The organism is Clostridium novyi NT, assembly GCF_000014125.1.
GTDB classification, from domain to species: Bacteria; Bacillota; Clostridia; order Clostridiales; family Clostridiaceae; genus Clostridium_H; species Clostridium_H novyi.
The window spans coordinates 503,101-521,245 of record NC_008593.1; the positions used below are offsets into that span (position 1 = coordinate 503,101).

At 27.5% G+C, this 18,145-nt stretch carries 17 protein-coding genes and 1 other annotated feature; of the genes, 11 read left to right on the plus strand and 6 right to left on the minus strand.

Features of this window, described 5'->3' with window-relative positions; genetic code table 11:
* Positions 1-79 precede the first annotated feature (79 nt).
* On the minus strand, positions 80-325 hold the full coding sequence (locus tag NT01CX_RS02415) for a hypothetical protein (RefSeq protein ID WP_242648499.1): 246 nt from the start codon (positions 323-325) through the stop codon (positions 80-82).
* A gap of 263 nt (positions 326-588) precedes the next feature.
* Between NT01CX_RS02415 and trpS the strand changes: the two genes are divergently transcribed.
* Complete coding sequence (gene trpS / locus NT01CX_RS02420) at positions 589-1,593, plus strand: tryptophan--tRNA ligase (RefSeq protein WP_011721446.1); 1,005 nt, start codon at positions 589-591, stop codon at positions 1,591-1,593.
* A 127-nt stretch (positions 1,594-1,720) separates the two neighbouring features.
* Here trpS and NT01CX_RS02425 read toward each other — a convergent pair whose 3' ends face one another.
* From NT01CX_RS02425 to yidA, 3 genes are all read right to left on the minus strand, one after another.
* Complete coding sequence (locus NT01CX_RS02425; RefSeq protein WP_011721447.1) at positions 1,721-2,560, minus strand: hypothetical protein; 840 nt, start codon at positions 2,558-2,560, stop codon at positions 1,721-1,723.
* Positions 2,561-2,919: 359 nt separating this feature from the next.
* Entirely contained in the window at positions 2,920-3,807 is an 888-nt protein-coding gene (locus NT01CX_RS02430) for a Cof-type HAD-IIB family hydrolase (RefSeq protein ID WP_011721448.1), read from the minus strand.
* 27 nt (positions 3,808-3,834) lie between these two features.
* Complete coding sequence (gene yidA, locus NT01CX_RS02435; protein ID WP_011721449.1) at positions 3,835-4,647, minus strand: sugar-phosphatase; 813 nt, start codon at positions 4,645-4,647, stop codon at positions 3,835-3,837.
* A gap of 263 nt (positions 4,648-4,910) precedes the next feature.
* On the opposite strand from yidA, the gene NT01CX_RS02440 reads away from it, so the two are divergent.
* The 9 genes from NT01CX_RS02440 to NT01CX_RS02480 all read left to right on the plus strand — a co-directional run bounded on the left by NT01CX_RS02440 (position 4,911) and on the right by NT01CX_RS02480 (position 14,594).
* A complete protein-coding gene (locus NT01CX_RS02440; RefSeq protein WP_011721450.1) occupies positions 4,911-6,500 on the plus strand; it encodes a peptide chain release factor 3 in 1,590 nt (529 codons plus the stop codon).
* Between the two features lie 235 nt (positions 6,501-6,735).
* A complete protein-coding gene (locus NT01CX_RS02445; RefSeq protein WP_011721451.1) occupies positions 6,736-7,302 on the plus strand; it encodes an ECF transporter S component in 567 nt (188 codons plus the stop codon).
* Between the two features lie 111 nt (positions 7,303-7,413).
* Positions 7,414-8,511: a sensor domain-containing diguanylate cyclase gene (locus NT01CX_RS02450; RefSeq protein WP_011721452.1), complete on the plus strand. Its 1,098-nt coding sequence runs from the start codon at positions 7,414-7,416 to the stop codon at positions 8,509-8,511.
* Between the two features lie 74 nt (positions 8,512-8,585).
* On the plus strand, positions 8,586-9,740 hold the full coding sequence (locus tag NT01CX_RS02455; protein ID WP_039238051.1) for an AlbA family DNA-binding domain-containing protein: 1,155 nt from the start codon (positions 8,586-8,588) through the stop codon (positions 9,738-9,740).
* A 110-nt stretch (positions 9,741-9,850) separates the two neighbouring features.
* Positions 9,851-10,261 carry a hypothetical protein gene (locus NT01CX_RS02460; protein ID WP_011721454.1) on the plus strand — a complete coding sequence of 137 codons (411 nt, stop codon included), beginning with the start codon at positions 9,851-9,853 and terminating at the stop codon, positions 10,259-10,261.
* 89 nt (positions 10,262-10,350) lie between these two features.
* Positions 10,351-10,570, plus strand: a binding site (T-box leader).
* Between the two features lie 60 nt (positions 10,571-10,630).
* Positions 10,631-11,857, plus strand: a complete 1,227-nt coding sequence (tyrS, locus tag NT01CX_RS02465; protein WP_011721455.1) for a tyrosine--tRNA ligase — start codon at positions 10,631-10,633, stop codon at positions 11,855-11,857.
* Positions 11,858-11,963: 106 nt separating this feature from the next.
* The gene (locus NT01CX_RS02470) at positions 11,964-13,610 is read left to right on the plus strand and encodes a hypothetical protein (RefSeq protein ID WP_011721456.1); all 1,647 of its coding nucleotides are present in this window, start codon (positions 11,964-11,966) and stop codon (positions 13,608-13,610) included.
* A 21-nt stretch (positions 13,611-13,631) separates the two neighbouring features.
* On the plus strand, positions 13,632-13,904 hold the full coding sequence (locus NT01CX_RS02475) for an EscU/YscU/HrcU family type III secretion system export apparatus switch protein (RefSeq protein WP_011721457.1): 273 nt from the start codon (positions 13,632-13,634) through the stop codon (positions 13,902-13,904).
* A 6-nt stretch (positions 13,905-13,910) separates the two neighbouring features.
* Positions 13,911-14,594, plus strand: coding sequence for a metallophosphoesterase (locus NT01CX_RS02480; protein ID WP_011721458.1), 684 nt, complete (start codon positions 13,911-13,913; stop codon positions 14,592-14,594).
* A 76-nt stretch (positions 14,595-14,670) separates the two neighbouring features.
* On the opposite strand, the gene NT01CX_RS02485 is transcribed toward NT01CX_RS02480, so the two are convergent.
* The gene (locus tag NT01CX_RS02485; RefSeq protein ID WP_011721459.1) at positions 14,671-15,531 is read right to left on the minus strand and encodes a DUF2225 domain-containing protein; all 861 of its coding nucleotides are present in this window, start codon (positions 15,529-15,531) and stop codon (positions 14,671-14,673) included.
* 175 nt (positions 15,532-15,706) lie between these two features.
* Here NT01CX_RS02485 and NT01CX_RS02490 point away from each other — a divergent pair, with 175 nt between their 5' ends.
* Complete coding sequence (locus NT01CX_RS02490; protein ID WP_011721460.1) at positions 15,707-16,495, plus strand: GTP pyrophosphokinase; 789 nt, start codon at positions 15,707-15,709, stop codon at positions 16,493-16,495.
* Between the two features lie 100 nt (positions 16,496-16,595).
* On the opposite strand, the gene NT01CX_RS02495 is transcribed toward NT01CX_RS02490, so the two are convergent.
* Positions 16,596-18,035, minus strand: a complete 1,440-nt coding sequence (locus NT01CX_RS02495; protein WP_011721461.1) for an IS1182-like element ISCno1 family transposase — start codon at positions 18,033-18,035, stop codon at positions 16,596-16,598.
* Positions 18,036-18,145: the final 110 nt, after the last annotated feature.

Genomic DNA, 18,145 nt, shown 5'->3' on the forward strand with positions numbered 1-18,145 from the left:
TACTATTCTTTGACCGTTATAAAAGACTGTTGATAAAATTTTTATCAACAGTCTTTTTAAAATGAATTAAAAAACTAGTTTATTTATGGAAGTCTTCATGAAATAAACTGTCATCATTGTAGGTATAATCAAATTCCCAAGTGGCAATATTATTACATATAATAGGGTCTGTAACGTGGTTTGGAAGTTTAACACAACTTTTTCCGTCTTTTGAACAAGAATGAACCTGTTTAGGATCACTATCCATAAATCCTCTTATATTAGGTGCATAAATAGAATTATTTTTGTTAGTTTTACCTGAGTGGTTATTCATATGATTACTCATAATTTTTTTCTCCTTTCTATATTTAAAGAAGCTTTTATATTAGTATTCCACAAAACAATAAAAACTTTAGAGGAAAATATAGAAAAGAAAATACAAAAATTATGTACATATGATAATATAATTGTTATGTAGTTGATAATATAATTGTTATATAGAGTATTTAGTCTTATAATAATATATAATAAATATTTACTGTTATATCTAAAACTTAAGAAAATTAAAATAAAAACTAAATTAAAACAAATTAAATGGAGGGATACTAAGTGCAAGAGGCAGAACAAAAAAAGGTTATTTTCAGTGGAATACAACCTTCAGGAGATTTAACTTTAGGAAACTATTTGGGAGCTTTAAAAAATTGGGTTAAACTTCAAGATGAATATGATTGCTATTACTGTATAGTTGATATGCATGCTATAACTGTAAGACAAGAGCCAAAAGATTTAAGAAGAAGAACTTTAGAACTTCTTTCTATATACATCGCTGCTGGAATTGATCCAGAAAAAAATACATTATTCATACAGTCACATGTACCAGCTCATGCAGAATGTTCTTGGATTTTAAACTGTAACTCTTATATGGGTGAACTTTCTAGAATGACACAATACAAAGATAAATCTCAAAAATATGGAAATCACATAGGTGTAGGTTTATTTACATATCCAGTTTTAATGGCTTCAGATATATTATTATATCAAGCAGATTTAGTGCCAGTAGGAAAAGACCAAAAACAACATTTAGAATTAACTCGTGATCTTGCGGAAAGATTTAATAATGCATATAGTCCTACTTTTAAAGTGCCAGAACCATATATACCAGAAGCTGGTGCAAAAATCATGGATCTTCAAGAACCAACTAAAAAGATGTCTAAGTCATCGGATAATCCTAACTCATTTATTTTAATTATGGACCCACCAGAAGTTATAAGAAAGAAAATTTCTAGAGCTGTAACTGATAGTTTAGGAGTTGTTAAGTACTCAGATGATCAACCAGGAGTTAAAAACTTAATTACAATATTAAGTGCAATTACAGGTAAAACTCCAGAAGAAATAGAAAAAGATTATGAAGGTCAAGGATACGCTCAATTTAAAAAAGATGTAGCAGAAGCTATAGTTGGAGAATTAGCTCCAATTCAAGAAAAAGTTAAAGAATTAGTATCTGATAAATCATACTTAGAAAGTATATACAAAAAAGGTGCTGAAAAAGCTAACTATATAGCTAATAAAACTCTTAGAAAAATGCAAAAGAAAGTTGGATTTATTCCAAGATAAAATTATTAAGTCATAGTGATTTGTATTTAAAAATTTATAATGATTTTGAAGTAAACAAAAGCCTCCAATAGATGGAGGCTTTTGGATAATCTGAAGGTTTTATAACTAAAATCTTGTTTTTTTATTTCTATTCCTTATCTTTTAATAAATTATGTTCTCTATAATATTTATCAGAGTCTTTGTCTATTTCAAATTTTTGTGTAAAAGAATAAGTTGGTGATTTTGGATCAAATCCAGCAAAATGACCTCTTACATAATAAGTTCCAGGTTTTACAACAGTAACAATAAAATTTGTTTCTAAATCTCCACAAAACTTATATTTAGGTATTTTTTCTATATCCTCTTTATTCCATTCAATAGGCCAATGATATATATTATCTACATTTTGTGTGGCTTTAACCATTATATAACTATCTAATCCTTCTGGTTTAAACATAGAGTTTAATTCGCTTAAAGAACAACAACGACAACTTGAATATAATGGTACTTGAAACATACAAAAAGATTTTATATTAGGAGCTATTTTAAATTTTTTTATTGTTTTATTTTTTAATACAGAATTTACTCCGTTTAATCCCTTAGCTAATACTAATTCATATTCCTTTTCAAATATATAATTATTTTTAGGAATTACCTGAATAGTACAAGAATCATTATCTTTAAGTTTTAGTGTAATAGGAACTTTTTTATTATTTTTATCTAAAACATAAATATAATTATACATATCATTATTTATTGATAATTTATTATTAAATTTTATTTCCCAAACTTTATTATTGTCTACAATTAATGCATTATTTTTTTCTGCATAATTCTTAAATTGATAATCAACTAATAAAGTATCTGGTGCTTTTTTCGATTGGGATAAATCTATTTCATATCCATATACATTATGACAATTATACAAACCTCCTCCTATTACAAAAATTGAACTTATTAATATAGATTTTATTATTTTTTTTAACATAGTAACCCCCTCTTATTATATAACAAAATATTCCACTATAAATAATACCATAAATAAATCTAAATGTTATATAATATGTAAAAAAATATATAAATTTAAAATATATATAAATTAAAATACAGTCTTAAATTGTCATATTGTTGATGAATATAATTTGTTAGCATTTTTTGTATTTGTTATAAAAAGTATTTTTAGTGTTTATGTAGAATATATGTTTTATATCAAATTAACATACAAAATAAATATTTTTAAAGTTCTAATCCATAAGGAAATTATGACATAAACAAAAGCCCCCAATGGTTGGGGGCTTTCCCAATAATAAAACCTTGAGTTAATCTTAAGGTTTTATTATTCAAGACCTATTTATTAAGTATAAATTTTTCAATAACATGAGCAAGACCATCTTCTTCGTTAGTATAAGTGATGTAATCTGCAATTGCTTTAACCTTTTCATGGGCATTTCCCATGGCAACTCCAAGACCTGCGTATTTTATCATATCTATATCATTTCCTGAGTCACCAATAGCTATCATTTCATCACGTTTTATACCTAATTTTTCTCCAAGTATTTTTAAGGAAGAACCTTTATTAACTCCTTTTGCTTGGATTTCTAGTGTTCCAGATGAAGGTCTTAATACTGTGAAATTATTTATAAGTTCACTTGGTAAAGAGTTTTCATCTAATATTAAATCATTATTTCCGTAAAGTTTATCAGAAGATTTATACTCCATGTTATGTCTTTTTATTATGTTCAGTAAATGATCTGTAAATCTTTTATTTTCGTTTATATATACAACTCTATTTATACAAATGTCATCTTTAAGATTGTTAAAATCTATTATTTCCATAGGTATGTTGGATAAAAAAGATTCAATTTGAGTGGTTAAATTTAAAGTTGGAGTGTATATTGTATCTTTAGATAATATGTTTAATGTAATTTGTAAATTGTTAGCTACGTTATATATATAATTAAAATCTTTTAGCGTAATGGAACTTTCAAATAGAACTTGTTTATTTCCAAGACATTGAATAAATCCACCACTACATGCAATACCATAATCATTGTCTGAGTTTAAATTCAGCTTAGTTGTATAACGAAGCAAACCTTCAATGGGACGACCAGTTATTAGTACAATTTTTACACCTTTTTTTCTAGCTTTTTCAATGGCTTCAATTGTTTTTTGCGAAAGAGTTTTATCATTTTTTACTAAAGTACCATCTATATCAATTCCAATAAGTTTATACATTTATCCATCCCCTATCTTAGCTTTAAGTTAATCTTCTTCTTTTAATATAAATTTGTTTATAACGTGTGCAACGCCACTTTCATCATTTGTATAAGTAATATAATCAGCGGCCTTTTTTACATCGGGAAAAGCATTGCCCATAGCAACACCAAGACCAGCATATTCAATCATGTGAAGATCATTTTCCGCATCTCCAACACAAATAATTTCTTCTTTCTTTATGCCCAGTTTTTCTCCAAGACATTCAACACCGAATCCTTTATTTATTTTTTTATTTAGAAATTCTAAAAAGTTATCGTGACTTCTCATAACTGTATATTTTTCATAAACTTCTTTTGGTAATGTATTCATTATTGAGGCGATTTTTTCTTTTGGACCTACAAATAAAATTTTTATTATTTCTACAGAAGGCTCTAATTCACTAAAGGACATTTCTTCAAATTCAACTTGATTCATGCCAATTTCTATAGCGCTAAATTCATTATATTTAGGAACAATGCATTTTTCAGGTGTAAGTGCATGAACATAAACTCCGAGTTTTTTACTAAGGTTATATAGGTAACAAAGATCATCATATTCTAGTAAAGTTTTGGAAAGGATTTCATGTGTTCCAGCATTTATTACTATTGCTCCATTACAAGTAACACAATAATTGTCTTTATTGTCTAAGTTTAATTCTTTTAGGTATTTAGAAATACCTGTTATAAATCTACCAGTTGCAAGTACAACTTTAACACCTTTTTCACTAGCTTTATTAATTGCTGTTTTATTATCAGATGTTATCATTTTGCTACTATCTAAAAGAGTGTTGTCCATATCTAAAGCTATTAACTTATACATACAATACCTCCAAATTTATAAATTATTGTAGAAATTTTAAGCGTTTAAAATTTTTAAGTTATTGTTTGAGAATTAAAATTTATATAATAAGTAATAATTATATTATACCTTCATATATTAATTTAAATTCTATCACAGTTATTTTATTAGTTACAACTTTTAGCAGGTTTATATTTGTGGTATTATATATGTTTGACAGGAATTTTTATTAAAGCTAAAATCATAAATGAACTGTAAAAATAAAGGAGAAAGAGGAGACGCAAGTGGCAAATTTGAGAAGCGAAATAGAAAAAAGAAGAACTTTTGCTATCATATCTCACCCGGATGCTGGTAAAACCACACTTACAGAAAAACTTCTATTATACGGAGGAGCTATAAGAGAAGCTGGGTCTGTTAAAGGTAGAAGAGCTTCAAAGCATGCTGTATCTGACTGGATGGAAATAGAAAAGCAAAGAGGTATTTCTGTTACATCTTCAGTTTTACAATTTAACTATGACAACCATTGTATAAACATACTAGATACACCAGGTCACCAAGACTTTAGTGAAGATACATATAGAACTCTTATGGCTGCAGATAGTGCAGTAATGGTAATTGACGGAGCAAAAGGTGTGGAAGATCAAACAAGAAAGTTGTTCCATGTATGTAGTTTAAGAGATATTCCTATATTTACTTTTATAAATAAGTTAGATAGAGAAGCGAGAGACCCTTTTGAATTATTAGAAGACATAGAAGAGGAACTTGGAATAAAGTCTTATCCTATGAATTGGCCTATAGGATGTGGAGCTCATTTTAAAGGTGTATATGACAGATTTAAAAAGCAAGTATTACTTTTCAATGGAGGAAATCACGGTTCTAGTGCTGTAAGCATAATAGAAGGTAGTTTAGATGATCCAAGTATTATTGAAACTATAGGTGAGGAGCTTCATGAGAAGTTAATTGATGAAATTGAACTTCTTGATGAGGCTGGAGAAGAATTTGACTTAGAAAAAATAGCAAATGGAGAATTAACTCCAGTATTCTTTGGTAGTGCATTAACTAACTTTGGTGTGCAACCTTTCCTTGAAGGATTCTTAAAACTTACACCACCTCCATTAAATAGACATTCTGATATTGGAGAAATTGATGCATTTAGTGAAGATTTTACAGCATTTGTATTTAAAATTCAAGCGAACATGAATAAAGCTCATAGAGATAGAATTGCATTTATGAGAATTTGTTCAGGTAAATTTACAAAAGGTATGGAAGTATTCCATATGGAACAAGGTAAAAAAGTTAGACTTGCTCAACCTCAACAATTCTTAGCTGAGGAAAGAGAAATTGTAGATGAAGCTTATGCTGGAGATATTATAGGTGTATTTGATCCAGGTATGTTTAGAATTGGAGATACACTTTGCTCAGCATCAAACAAGTTTAAATTTGATGGAATACCTGTGTTTGCTCCAGAACATTTTGCAAGAGTTAGAACTGTAGATACAATGAAAAGAAAACAGTTTATAAAAGGTATGACTGAAATTGCTCAAGAAGGTGCAATTCAAGTATTTAAAGAACTTCACATAGGAATTGAAGAAATCATAGTTGGTGTTGTTGGTGTACTTCAATTTGAAGTTTTAGAATACAGAATGAAAAATGAGTACAATGTTGATATTAAGATGGAAAGACTTCCATACAGATATATAAGATGGATTGAAGAGACAAAAATTAAACCAGATGATCTTAATATAACTAGTGATACTAAAGTTGTTAAAGACTTAAAAGATGAACAGTTACTTATCTTCAGCAATGACTGGGGAATAAACTGGGCATTAGAACATAATGATGGACTTGTATTATCAGATATAAGTAAAGCTTAATAAAATGAAAAAACCTTAAAATCATAGAATAATGTTCTATTGAATTTTTTGGTTTTTTTTATTTTATGAAATTTCCTACGTCCTACCCCCTAGTTTCTAATTCCTATACCTTTAGTGCTATTCGTTATAGTATGAAGGAAAATAAAAAATTAAAGTTAATGTATGCATACATTTGCGTAAGTTTGAAAAATTCATATAATAGTTAAAAAGGAGATAATTTTAAGGGGGAGTAATTATGGAACATAAACACCAAAAACAGGGGATGAGTTCAAGTGGACTTAAGGTAATTGATTTAATACAAGTAGGAATAATGGCAGCCATAGTATTTGTTGCAACATCTATAGTGCATATTCCATCAATTATGGGTGTTGTGCATTTAGGTGATAGTATGGTATTTTTAGCAGCTATACTTTTAGGAAGAAAGAAAGGCGCTATGGCATCAGCCATAGGAATGAGTTTATTTGATATATTACATGGATATGTATTATGGGCGCCATTTACCTTTATTATAAAAGGAGTAATGGCATATATAGCAGGATATATATGTTATAGAAAATCTTATGGTGGAAAGAACTTTATAAATAATTTATTTGGATTTATTTTAGCCGGTATATTTATGATTACAGCTTATTATTTAAGTGGTGTTGTAATGGCAAGATTTTTAGTTTACAAAGCAGCCACATTAAATGAAGCATGTTTAATAGCTTTGAAAGATATTCCAGGTAACATATCACAAATAGTTGCTGGAATTATTATAGCACTTCCGTTAAGTTTAATATTAAAGAAAACAATTAAAAATTAGAATGGTTCTTGAATTTCCTTATTTTTAAATTTTATGGTAAAATAGTAAGTATATAATAACACTATATATATATATGTGTATAAAATTTAAAGTGGGGGAATGTTAAATAACATGAAGTTTTACCAACCTGATTCGAAAAGTAATATGGAGGAAGAATATAATAAATTAAAAGAGGAATTTGAAACATATCAAAACTTTGCTGAAAGTACAATTCAAATGATAACTGAAAAGAATATAAAGATTGAAAAAAAATTAGATGCTATGATTAACATAGTGGAAATTAGTAAATATATAAATGTTTCTCTCAGTAATGAAAATTTAATTCCCATGATTAATGATATGATAATAGGAATACTAGGGGCAACTTATTCTTCCATATATATAGTTGAAGATGAAAAATTGAAGATAAAAGCTACTAATATCGAAAATTTAGATTATGATTTTTATAATGATGAAGAATATAAGGAATTATTTAATGGAAAGTACTTTATAATAAATTCTAAAAAACCTTTAGTTAAAAAAAATGTATTAAAGAATGATATACATTCTTTAATAGGAGTTCCTATATATTTAAGGGAAAAATTCATAGGATATATAGTTGTAAAACACACTTTAAATAATTTTTTCAGTCACGAGCATATAAGCTTTATTTTAACTATAGCAAATCAGATAGCAATAGCCTTAGAAAATAACTCCCTATATAATAAGATAAGACAAATAGCCATTAGAGATCCTTTAATAGGAATATATAATAGAAAGCACTTTTTTAATATTGTAGAAGAAAAAATAAAAAAAGATAAAGCTAGTAAACGGTTTGCCATCGTTATGATGGATATTGATGACTTTAAAAAGGTTAATGATAAGTATGGTCATCAAGTAGGTGATGAGGTTTTAAAAGAGACAGGAAAAATTATAGTAGACAATTTAAATAAAGAGGATATAGTAGCACGTTATGGTGGAGAAGAGATAATTATGTATGTTTCAAATTTCAGCAGTAAAGAAGACGTATACAATATCGTTAATGGTATAAGAAAAAAAATAAGTGAAAATATTATTAAGTATGAAGGAATGAAAGTATCTATTACAGCTAGTTTCGGAATTGCATATTACATGGAAGATGGAAAAAGTTTAAATAGTGTAATATCTGTGGCAGATAATAGGTTATATATTGCAAAAAAGGCGAATAAGAATGTAGTAATTTATAAGTAAGCGATGATGAGTATTCATCGCTATTTTTTTAATAAAATAATGTGTAATTAATTTATAAAGTTGAGGGTATATTTATGAATAGGAAAAAATTACTGAGCTTATTAAAAAGACGTGAAGGGGTTAAATTAGACTACAAATTAAAATTGGATTTATGTATGGAAAGTGGTAAAAAAGAATTTTCAAAGGATATATGTGCGATAGCTAATTCAAGAGGGGGAAGAGGACATCTTATAATAGGAGTAGAGGACAAGACAAAGAAAGTAGTTGGTATGGATAAAAACTCAATTACAGAGGAACAAGTACAACAGATAATATCTTCAAGATGTGAACCACCTGTACCTATAAGTTTAGACTTTGTAGAGATTTATGGAAAAGATGTAGGTGTTATAACTATATATCAAAGTAATCAAAAGCCTCATCAAACAAGGGATAATGGTGCGTTTTATATAAGAAGAGGTTCTACTACAGATACTATGAGAAAGCAGGAATTAATAACTGCATTTCAAGAAAACATGAGTTTAAACATAGAGCTTACACCAGTGGTTAAAAGTAGTATAGAAGACTTAGATATATATTTAGTTGATAAATACTTTGCAAATCACAATATAACAACTAATGATGAAAATAGAAAAATACTTATGGAAAATTCTAAGATAATATGCATGGATAATGAAGAAAAAAGATATTATGCTACATTAGGTGGTCTTTTAGTTTTTTCTAAAATAAATTATATATATGCTCCTAATAACATGATAAAAATAGTAAATAAAATAGATAAAAGTAAGGATGAAGTTATTATAATTCAAGGAGACTTATTGAGTATGCTTGAAAAGAGTAATGAAATTATAAATGATATATTACCAAAGGAGTATCCTACTTTTGCTGTCTATGAAGGAGTTAAAAATGCAGTCTTATATAGAGACTATACAATTATTAATAAAGAAATAGAAATAATAATAAAAAACAATAGTTTAGAAGTAATTAGTCCAGGAATTATAATAAGAGATACAAATAAAGAAACAGAGAATTTATCACATAATTATATAAAAAGAAACATGTGGATATATGAAAAGATAATAACACTTGATAATAGAAAAATATTTTTGCAATCTGGAAGAGGATTTTCAAAAATGAAAAAAGCTTTTAAAGATATAGGAAAGGTTAAATTTATAAATTCTTTGAGAGATAATAGCTTTAAAGTAATTTACCCAGGTGTAGATGCATTATAAAGTAATAACAGTAAAATATAGGGTATAATAATATTGATAGAAAATTCAGAATATTGTATAATTAAGATAAGAAATTTATAATTAGAAATAAGAAAAAAGGAGTGGTTGACATGTTGCATATTTTTTGTGATAGAAAAGGAAGTGGAAAAACTAAATCATTAATTGAATCTGCAAACAAAATGGCCATTAATTCAAAAGGAAATGTGGTTTATATTGATGACGATAATGGGCCTATTTTTCAATTAGATAATAAAATTAGGTTCATTTCAACAGAAGAATATGATTTAAAAGACAGTAATCATTTTTACGGATTTTTGTGCGGTATTCTATCCCAAGACTATGATGTATCAGTTGTATATGTAGATGGATTGTTTAACATCATAGAAAGAAAGATAGATGATACGGCGCATTTGTTTTCTAAAATAGAAAAATTATCACAAAAGTATAATGTTGACTTTTATCTTAATATAAATATTGAAAAACACGAAGTTCCTGAATTTATGAAAAAATATATAGCTTAATCACATATTAAACATATTAAAAATTAAATCATTTATTTCCTTGCAATTTGGGAAGTTTATTTATATAATAGTATCTAAATGAATAAAGAAGAAAGATTTTGATGGAAAGAAGTAGCTTTATGATTCATGAAGAGAGCTAGTGGTTGGTGTGAACTAGTTGATGAGTTTAGTGAAATACATTCTTGAATTTTATACTGAACGGTTTAAACTTAGTAGGTTGATACGGATATCCCAACGTTATAGGGAAATGAGCGAATATGTATAAACATATTAACTTGGGTGGTACCACGGAAAAATTTCGTCCCTTTATATTAATTTATAAAGGGACTTTTTATTTTATAAAAACAAACTGAATTAGGAGGAATAACAATGGAAAATGTAAATGTATTTGATACGTTAATGGAACGTGGATACATAAAACAAACAACACATGAAGAAGAAATAAGAGAATTACTAGGAAAAGAAAAAATTACATTTTATATAGGATTTGACCCAACAGCAGACAGCTTACATGTAGGACACTTTATAGCTATGATGTTTATGTCTCATATGCAAAAAGCAGGACATAGACCAATTGCATTAGTTGGTGGCGGAACTGCAATGATAGGAGATCCAAGTGGAAAAACTGATATGAGAAAGATGCTTTCAGAAGAGCAAATACAAGCTAATGTAGCTGGTATAAAGAAGCAACTTTCAAGATTTATAGATTTTTCAGATGATAAAGCTATCTTAGTAAACAATGCTGATTGGCTTCTAGGTGCTAAATACGTTGAATTTATAAGAGAAATTGGGGTTCATTTCTCAGTAAATAAAATGCTTACTGCTGAATGCTTCAAGCAAAGATTAGAAAAAGGATTATCTTTCTTAGAATTTAATTACATGTTAATGCAAGCATATGATTTCTTAGAATTAAACAGAAAATATGGTTGTGTAATGGAGCTTGGTGGAGATGACCAATGGTCAAATATGATCGCTGGAATGGATCTTATAAGAAGAAAAGAAAGAAAACCGGCCTTTGCTATGACTTGCAGTCTTTTAACAAATAGTGAAGGACAAAAGATGGGTAAAACAGTTGGTGGAGCATTATGGCTTGATGCTGAAAAAACTTCTCCATATGACTTTTATCAATACTGGAGAAATGTAGCTGATGCAGACGTTGAAAAATGTTTATCATTACTTACATTTGTACCTATGGATGAAGTTAAAAGATTAAGCTCTCTTGAAGGTGCTGCTATAAATGAAGCTAAGAAAGTTTTAGCATTTGAAGTAACAAAACTTGTTCATGGTGAAGAAGAAGCTAAAAAAGCACAAACAGCAGCAGAAGCATTATTTAATGGTGGAGCTGATATGAGCAATGTTCCAACTATAGAAGTAGAAAAAGATGCTATTGGAACATCATTATTAGAAATACTTCTAAATGGAAAAGCAATTCCATCTAAAAAAGAAGGTAGAAGATTAATAGAACAAGGTGGACTTTACATGAACGATGAAAATGTAACAGACCCTAATACTGTTCTACAAGAATCAGATTTAAAAGATGGAAGTACATTAATTAAAAAAGGAAAGAAAAAATACTATAGAATAGTTGTAAAATAAGATACAGTATTATTAAATGTGGGCATGGCCCACATTTTTTTATGAATATTTTTCTAATTACTACGATAACTAATAAATAGTATATTTTATAAAGGATGTGAAACTTGTGGCAGTTATTTCAAACATAAGTAATGCTTATAATGTAAATTCAGGTAAGAGCCATAAAAAATTATCTTTTGATATAGGAGAAAGATTTTTGGCTAGAATAATAAATATAGATGGTGAAACGAACGAAGCTATATTAAAACTTTTAGATGGATGGCAATTTTCAGCACAAATAAAAGAGCCTATAGATTTCACGCCAGAAGGATTAGTAAAGTTTGTAGTTGAAGGATATGATAAAGGGAAAATATTATTACAACTAATAGGTGAAGAAAATAAAAAAGGTGAACAATCTTTAATTGATGTTTTAGAAGAACAAGGGGTAAATGTAAAAAAAGAAGATTATAATATTTTAAAAAAAATGATAAAATATAATATGCCACTAACTAAAGAAAATATTTCGAAGATGAAAACTTTAATAGACTTTCAAAGTAAAATTAATGAAAATCCTAATGAAGAAGAACAATTTATTGAAAAATATTTGAATAATAAAAATATTAGTTTAAATAGTGAAGAAGGGCAAGACATTAAAAATATATTAAAGGGATTTTTTAAGGAATTTAAAAAGTTAAAGGTTGATGAAATTTTTACATTAGTTGAAAATAAAATAGAACTTACAGAAGAAAATATAAAAAGTTTTAACAATATAAATAAAGGTTCTATGACCATATATGAAGAAATATTAGATGGTAGCAACATTTTAGATGAACTTGAAAATGATATCGTATCTAAGGAAATAGAGACTAAGAACATTAATAATGAAAACAATACTTCAAATTCAAATAATAATTTGGAGGAAAATTCAAATAATACTTCAAACAAAAATAATGCCTATAATTCAAAAGCTTATACAAATGATAATAGTGCTATTGATGGAAAGGAAATTTTAAGAAGACTACTTGGAGTAGAAGGGCAAGAGCAAGAATTACAAAGTGAAAATAATAGTAGTATACAAGAAAAAATGACCTCTCAGGATAAATCGGTAGAAGTAAAAACTACTACTAGTAGTGTAGAAAATAAAACAAATGAACAATCTAAAAATCAAGAAGTACAATTAGAAAAGAAAGTTTTAGATAAATTAAATAACAAACCTATGGAAACTGCTGAAAATATTAAAGAACAAATAGAAAATAAAACAAATGAAATGAAACAAATAATAAAGCAAGTTCTAGGAGAAAGTGGAGAAAAAGATTCTTCTATTGTGGGAAAAGTTTTTCAGAGTTTGCAAGGAAAAATGAATGACTTTAAGATTTTTAATTCATTATCTAATCAATATTATTATTTAGATGTTCCAGTAAATATAAATGAACAACAATATCCATGTAAATTAATAATAAAAGATGATAGAAAAAATGGTAAGAAAATAGATTCAACTAACGTTAAATTTGCAGTTTGTGTTAAAACCATAAACATGGGAGTTGTAGATGCATATATAAAAGTTATGAATTCAAATATAAATATTGATATAAAATGTGAAGATAAATGGATAAAACTTTTAGAAAAATCTAAAGATAAAATAATTAATAAGTTAAATGAAGTAGGATATATAGCAGGAGTTAAGGTAGATGAAAGACAGAGTGAAGTAAATTTAGTTGAATGCAATGATTTCTTTGAAGATAACGATTTTGCAAGAATAAATTTTAAAGTATAAGTTAAAATTGGAGTGTTTATTATGGATAAATCCAATAGAAAAAAGGCAGCGGCTTTAAAATATGAAATGAATTATGATGCACCTATAGTTAGTGCGGCTGGCATGGGATATGTAGCTGATAAAATTATTGAAGAAGCTAAAAAAAATGAAGTGCCTGTAGTATATAATAAAGAATTAGCAGAATTATTAACAAATGTTGATGTAGGAAGCTATATACCAGAAGAATTATATAATGCAGTGGCGGAAGTAATAGCTTATATAATGGATGTAGATAAACTTGCTAATGGAAGGTGATAAAATTTGGCGCTGTACGCAATATCAGATTTACATTTATCTTTAAATTGTGATAAGCCTATGGATGTATTTGGAGACCATTGGATGAATCATGATAATAGAATAAAAGAAAATTGGATAAACAAAATTACAAATGAAGATACTGTTTTAATTGCAGGAGATATTTCATGGTCAATGAAAATGGAAGATGGAATGGCGGATTTAGAATGGATACATAAGTTGCCAGGAAGAAAGATAATTTCAAAGGGAAACCATGATTATTGGTGGGGAAGTATAAGTAAGCTAAATAGTTTGTATGATGATATAAGATTTATACAAAATAACTTTTTTGTATATGAAGATTATGCTATATGTGGGACAAGAGGATGGAATCCGCCAACTGATAAGTATAGTGAACATGATGATAAAATATATAAAAGAGAACAAATAAGATTAAGAATATCTTTAGATGCTGCTAAAAAGGCGGGATTTGAGAAGATAATTGTTATGGTTCATTATCCACCTGTAAATGATAAGTTTGAAAAAACGGAATTAACGGAAATATTTAATGAGTATAATGTAGAAAAAGTTATATATGGACACTTACACGGTCCTTCTTTAAAAAATATATTTGAAGGAGAACATGAAGGAGTAGAATATATAATGACTTCATGTGATTATATAGACTTTGATCCAATAAAAATATTATAGAAAATTAAATTAAGAATCCTATTAAATTATCCTATAAAATATATTTATGTAATTATTATTTTATAGGATAATATTTTTATTCGAATAAGGATGAAAAAAATCCCTTTTTCTTTTTAGGTTTACTATCATTAGTAGAAGATTTATCTAGTTGGTCGGGGGTTTTTATTAAATCTCTTTGATCACGAGCAAGGTCTTTAATTTTTCTTTCAGCAGCTTGGGATGTTATGACATTTCCAAACCATACTAGAGCATCTTTATTATTTTTAACACGTCTATTAAGTTCCCCTATAAGGTACATTACGGTAAAACGTTTCATGCCGAATATAGGGAAGTCTTCGTTAAAATAAGCTTCTTTAAAACCTTCTAATGCTTCTTTTAAATAAAGTAGTTCATTTTCCTCATCCTCTTTGAGCCTATACATCCATGAAAGTTTTAAACAATTCATAGCCTTTTGACTATCACGAGCATCCATATAGAAATAATTTAATAAAGAAAGTTTATAACGTTCAATAGCTATATCTATATCATAAGGTACGGGGTATTCCCTTCCTTTCCATCTTGATGTTATATTATTTAATACATCATCCTTTTGATAACTACGAATTCTTAAAAAATCTGATTTCATAGCGGCATATCCACAACTATTACATAACCAAACATCATAAAAATAAGGATTTATAAGTTCATATCTAATAAAAAAGTCGCTATCTCTACTTTTCATTTTATATGAAGAGGTTTTGATTGCTTTTACTGTAAATTCATTATCACAAACAGGACATGAAATACTTTTATCATACAGGTGGTGAAGTTCTTCTGGTGTATTATCTTCTATAATATTATCATTTTCTTGTTCTATTTTATTTTTATTTCTATATAAGTCAACATTATTTACGTCGTCAAATCCAAGCTTATCAAGTCCAGCAAAAATATTCTTCATTGTTATTTTTTCACCTCAGAGTATAAAAATTTACCATTAATAAATTATATCAAATTTCCATATAAAAATCATGTTATTGAAAACAATTGTTTAAGTATATATCATATATTATAATTATATTGTAAGTTTAGAATTATATAAAATTTATGAAATACATAAATAAAGGGTGGGGAATATGGCGGTTAGAAAATGGAATGAATTTCGAATACCCTATGAACAAGCTGTAGAGGAGCTAAAAGTTAAGTTTAAAAGTATTAGAAGAGAATATAGAAGAAAAAATGAAAATTCACCTATAGAGTTTGTAACAGGAAGGGTAAAAGAATTATCTAGTATGCTTGAAAAAGCAAATAAATTTAACATACCTATAGAACGTATTGAATATGAACTAGAGGATATAGCTGGCATTAGAATAATGTGTCAGTTTGTTGATGATATTTATAGAGTTGTGGATCTTATTAGAAAAAGAAAAGATATGCAGATAATGTATGAAAAAGATTATATAACTGATGTTAAGGCAAGTGGTTATAGAAGTTATCATATAATTGTTAAATATCCTGTAAATATGGCTGATGGGGTAAAAGAAATATTAGCAGAATTTCAAATAAGAACACTTGCTATGAACTTTTGGGCTACAGTTGAGCATTCTCTAAATTATAAGTATAAACATAAAATACCAGAAGAGATAAAGGATAAGTTAAAAGGTGCCGCAGATGCAGCATTTAAATTAGATACTGAAATGCTAGAGATAAAAGATGAAATAATGGATGCACAAAAATTATTTGAGGTTAAATCAAGTTTAGTATCAGATATTATGAATAATATTTTTGCACTAATATCATCTGGAAGAAATGTAGAAGCGGAGAGTTTCCAAAATCAATTAAATGATGTATTATCAGAGGGAGAAGTCTTTGAATTAAATGCTTTACTTAAATCTACAGAAAAAAGTTTAAAGATATATAAATAAAAATATAAAGTTATAAATAAGTAAAACCTACAACCATGTTTTATGGTTGTAGGTTTTATTCAGATTGTTCAAAAAGCCCCCAACAATTGGGGGCTTTTGTTTACGCCAAAATTCTTTTATGCGATAGCATTCGAAAAATATTTATTATGTATGTTAATTTGGAATAAATTTGAATTAATGTACACAAAAAATAATGCGATAGCACCATGGCTATCTTTTTCATATTTTGAACTGCCGCTGTAAGTAGGCACTGCTCAGAAACATTTTTAATTCCTCGCATGCGACAATAACGTAGCCCATGTAATTCTTTTGAATCAGCAAAGCTACGCTCAATCTTTTCTTTACGTCGTTTGTAAATACTTTTACCTTTTTCTGTTTTAGTAAATCTAAAAATTTGATCTTTATAGTCTTCCCAAACATGACGACGTATAGTTCTATTAATGGATTTATCAGATGTTAAGCAATTATTTTTATATTTGCAATAAGCACAATGCTCCGCATTACTTAAATATTCTTTATAACCTTCCCTCGTAGTAGTTCTATATTTTAAAAAGCAATTATTAATACACACATATCCATCTAATTCTTTAACATACTGAAATCTATATTTTGTATATTTTCCTTTAACATGGGGTCCTAAACGGAACCCAAAAACACCTTGATAATTTTTGTCTGAAATTTGTTTACAAATAGGATTCGTAGAATATCCGGCATCTGCTACTAAATATTTTGTATTAAAATTAAACTTTTCTATTTGAGTTTCTATTCTTTTAACATAAGGATCTACATCGTTTATATTCCCGGGAGTAACATGAACGTCTGTTATAATATTATACTTTCCGTCAACAGTTCTATGATCTAAATAAAAAAAGCCTTTAGGTTTTCCATCTCTAACCATATATCCACTGTCTGGATCAGTTGTACTTACTTTTATTTCCTTAGTTTTAGCTATTTTAGTCTTTTTTTTTAGAGGCTTTTTATTATGATTAATTCTATCTTTATTAATGTCATTCTCTAATTCATCAAAGTATTCCTTTGTGGATTTAGTTATTTCTTTTTTAATAAATTTATGTTTATTAGCGTTAGCTTTTAAGTGAGTAGAATGAGTATATAGAATTTTGCCATCAACCAAGTTTCTATTAATAGCTTGAAATACAATATTATCAAATATTTCTTGATGTATATTTGTATTACTAAATCTTTTTGTTCTATTCTGGCTTATAGTGGAATGACTTGGTATTTTATCAGTAAGTCCATATCCTAAAAACCATCTGTAAGCTACATTTACCTGGATTTCTTTTACAAGCTGACGCTCTGAACGTATACCGAATAGGTATCCTATAAAAAGCATTTTAAATAATACAACTGGATCCACTGAAGGTCTGCCATTATCAGCACAATATAAATCCTTAGTTAAATCTCTTATAAATGAAAAGTCTATGTATTTATCTATCTTTCTAAGTATGTGATTTTCAGGTACTAAATTTTCTATATAAACTAGTTCTAATTGATTTTGTTTTCTTTCATTATTAGTAAGCATTTTTCCTCCGTAGGAGCCCTAACGGGCTAAAAGATTTATTGTTCTAAAATATATATTCTACATAAACACTAAAAATCCTTTTTGTAATAAATGTAAAAAGGCTGTTGACA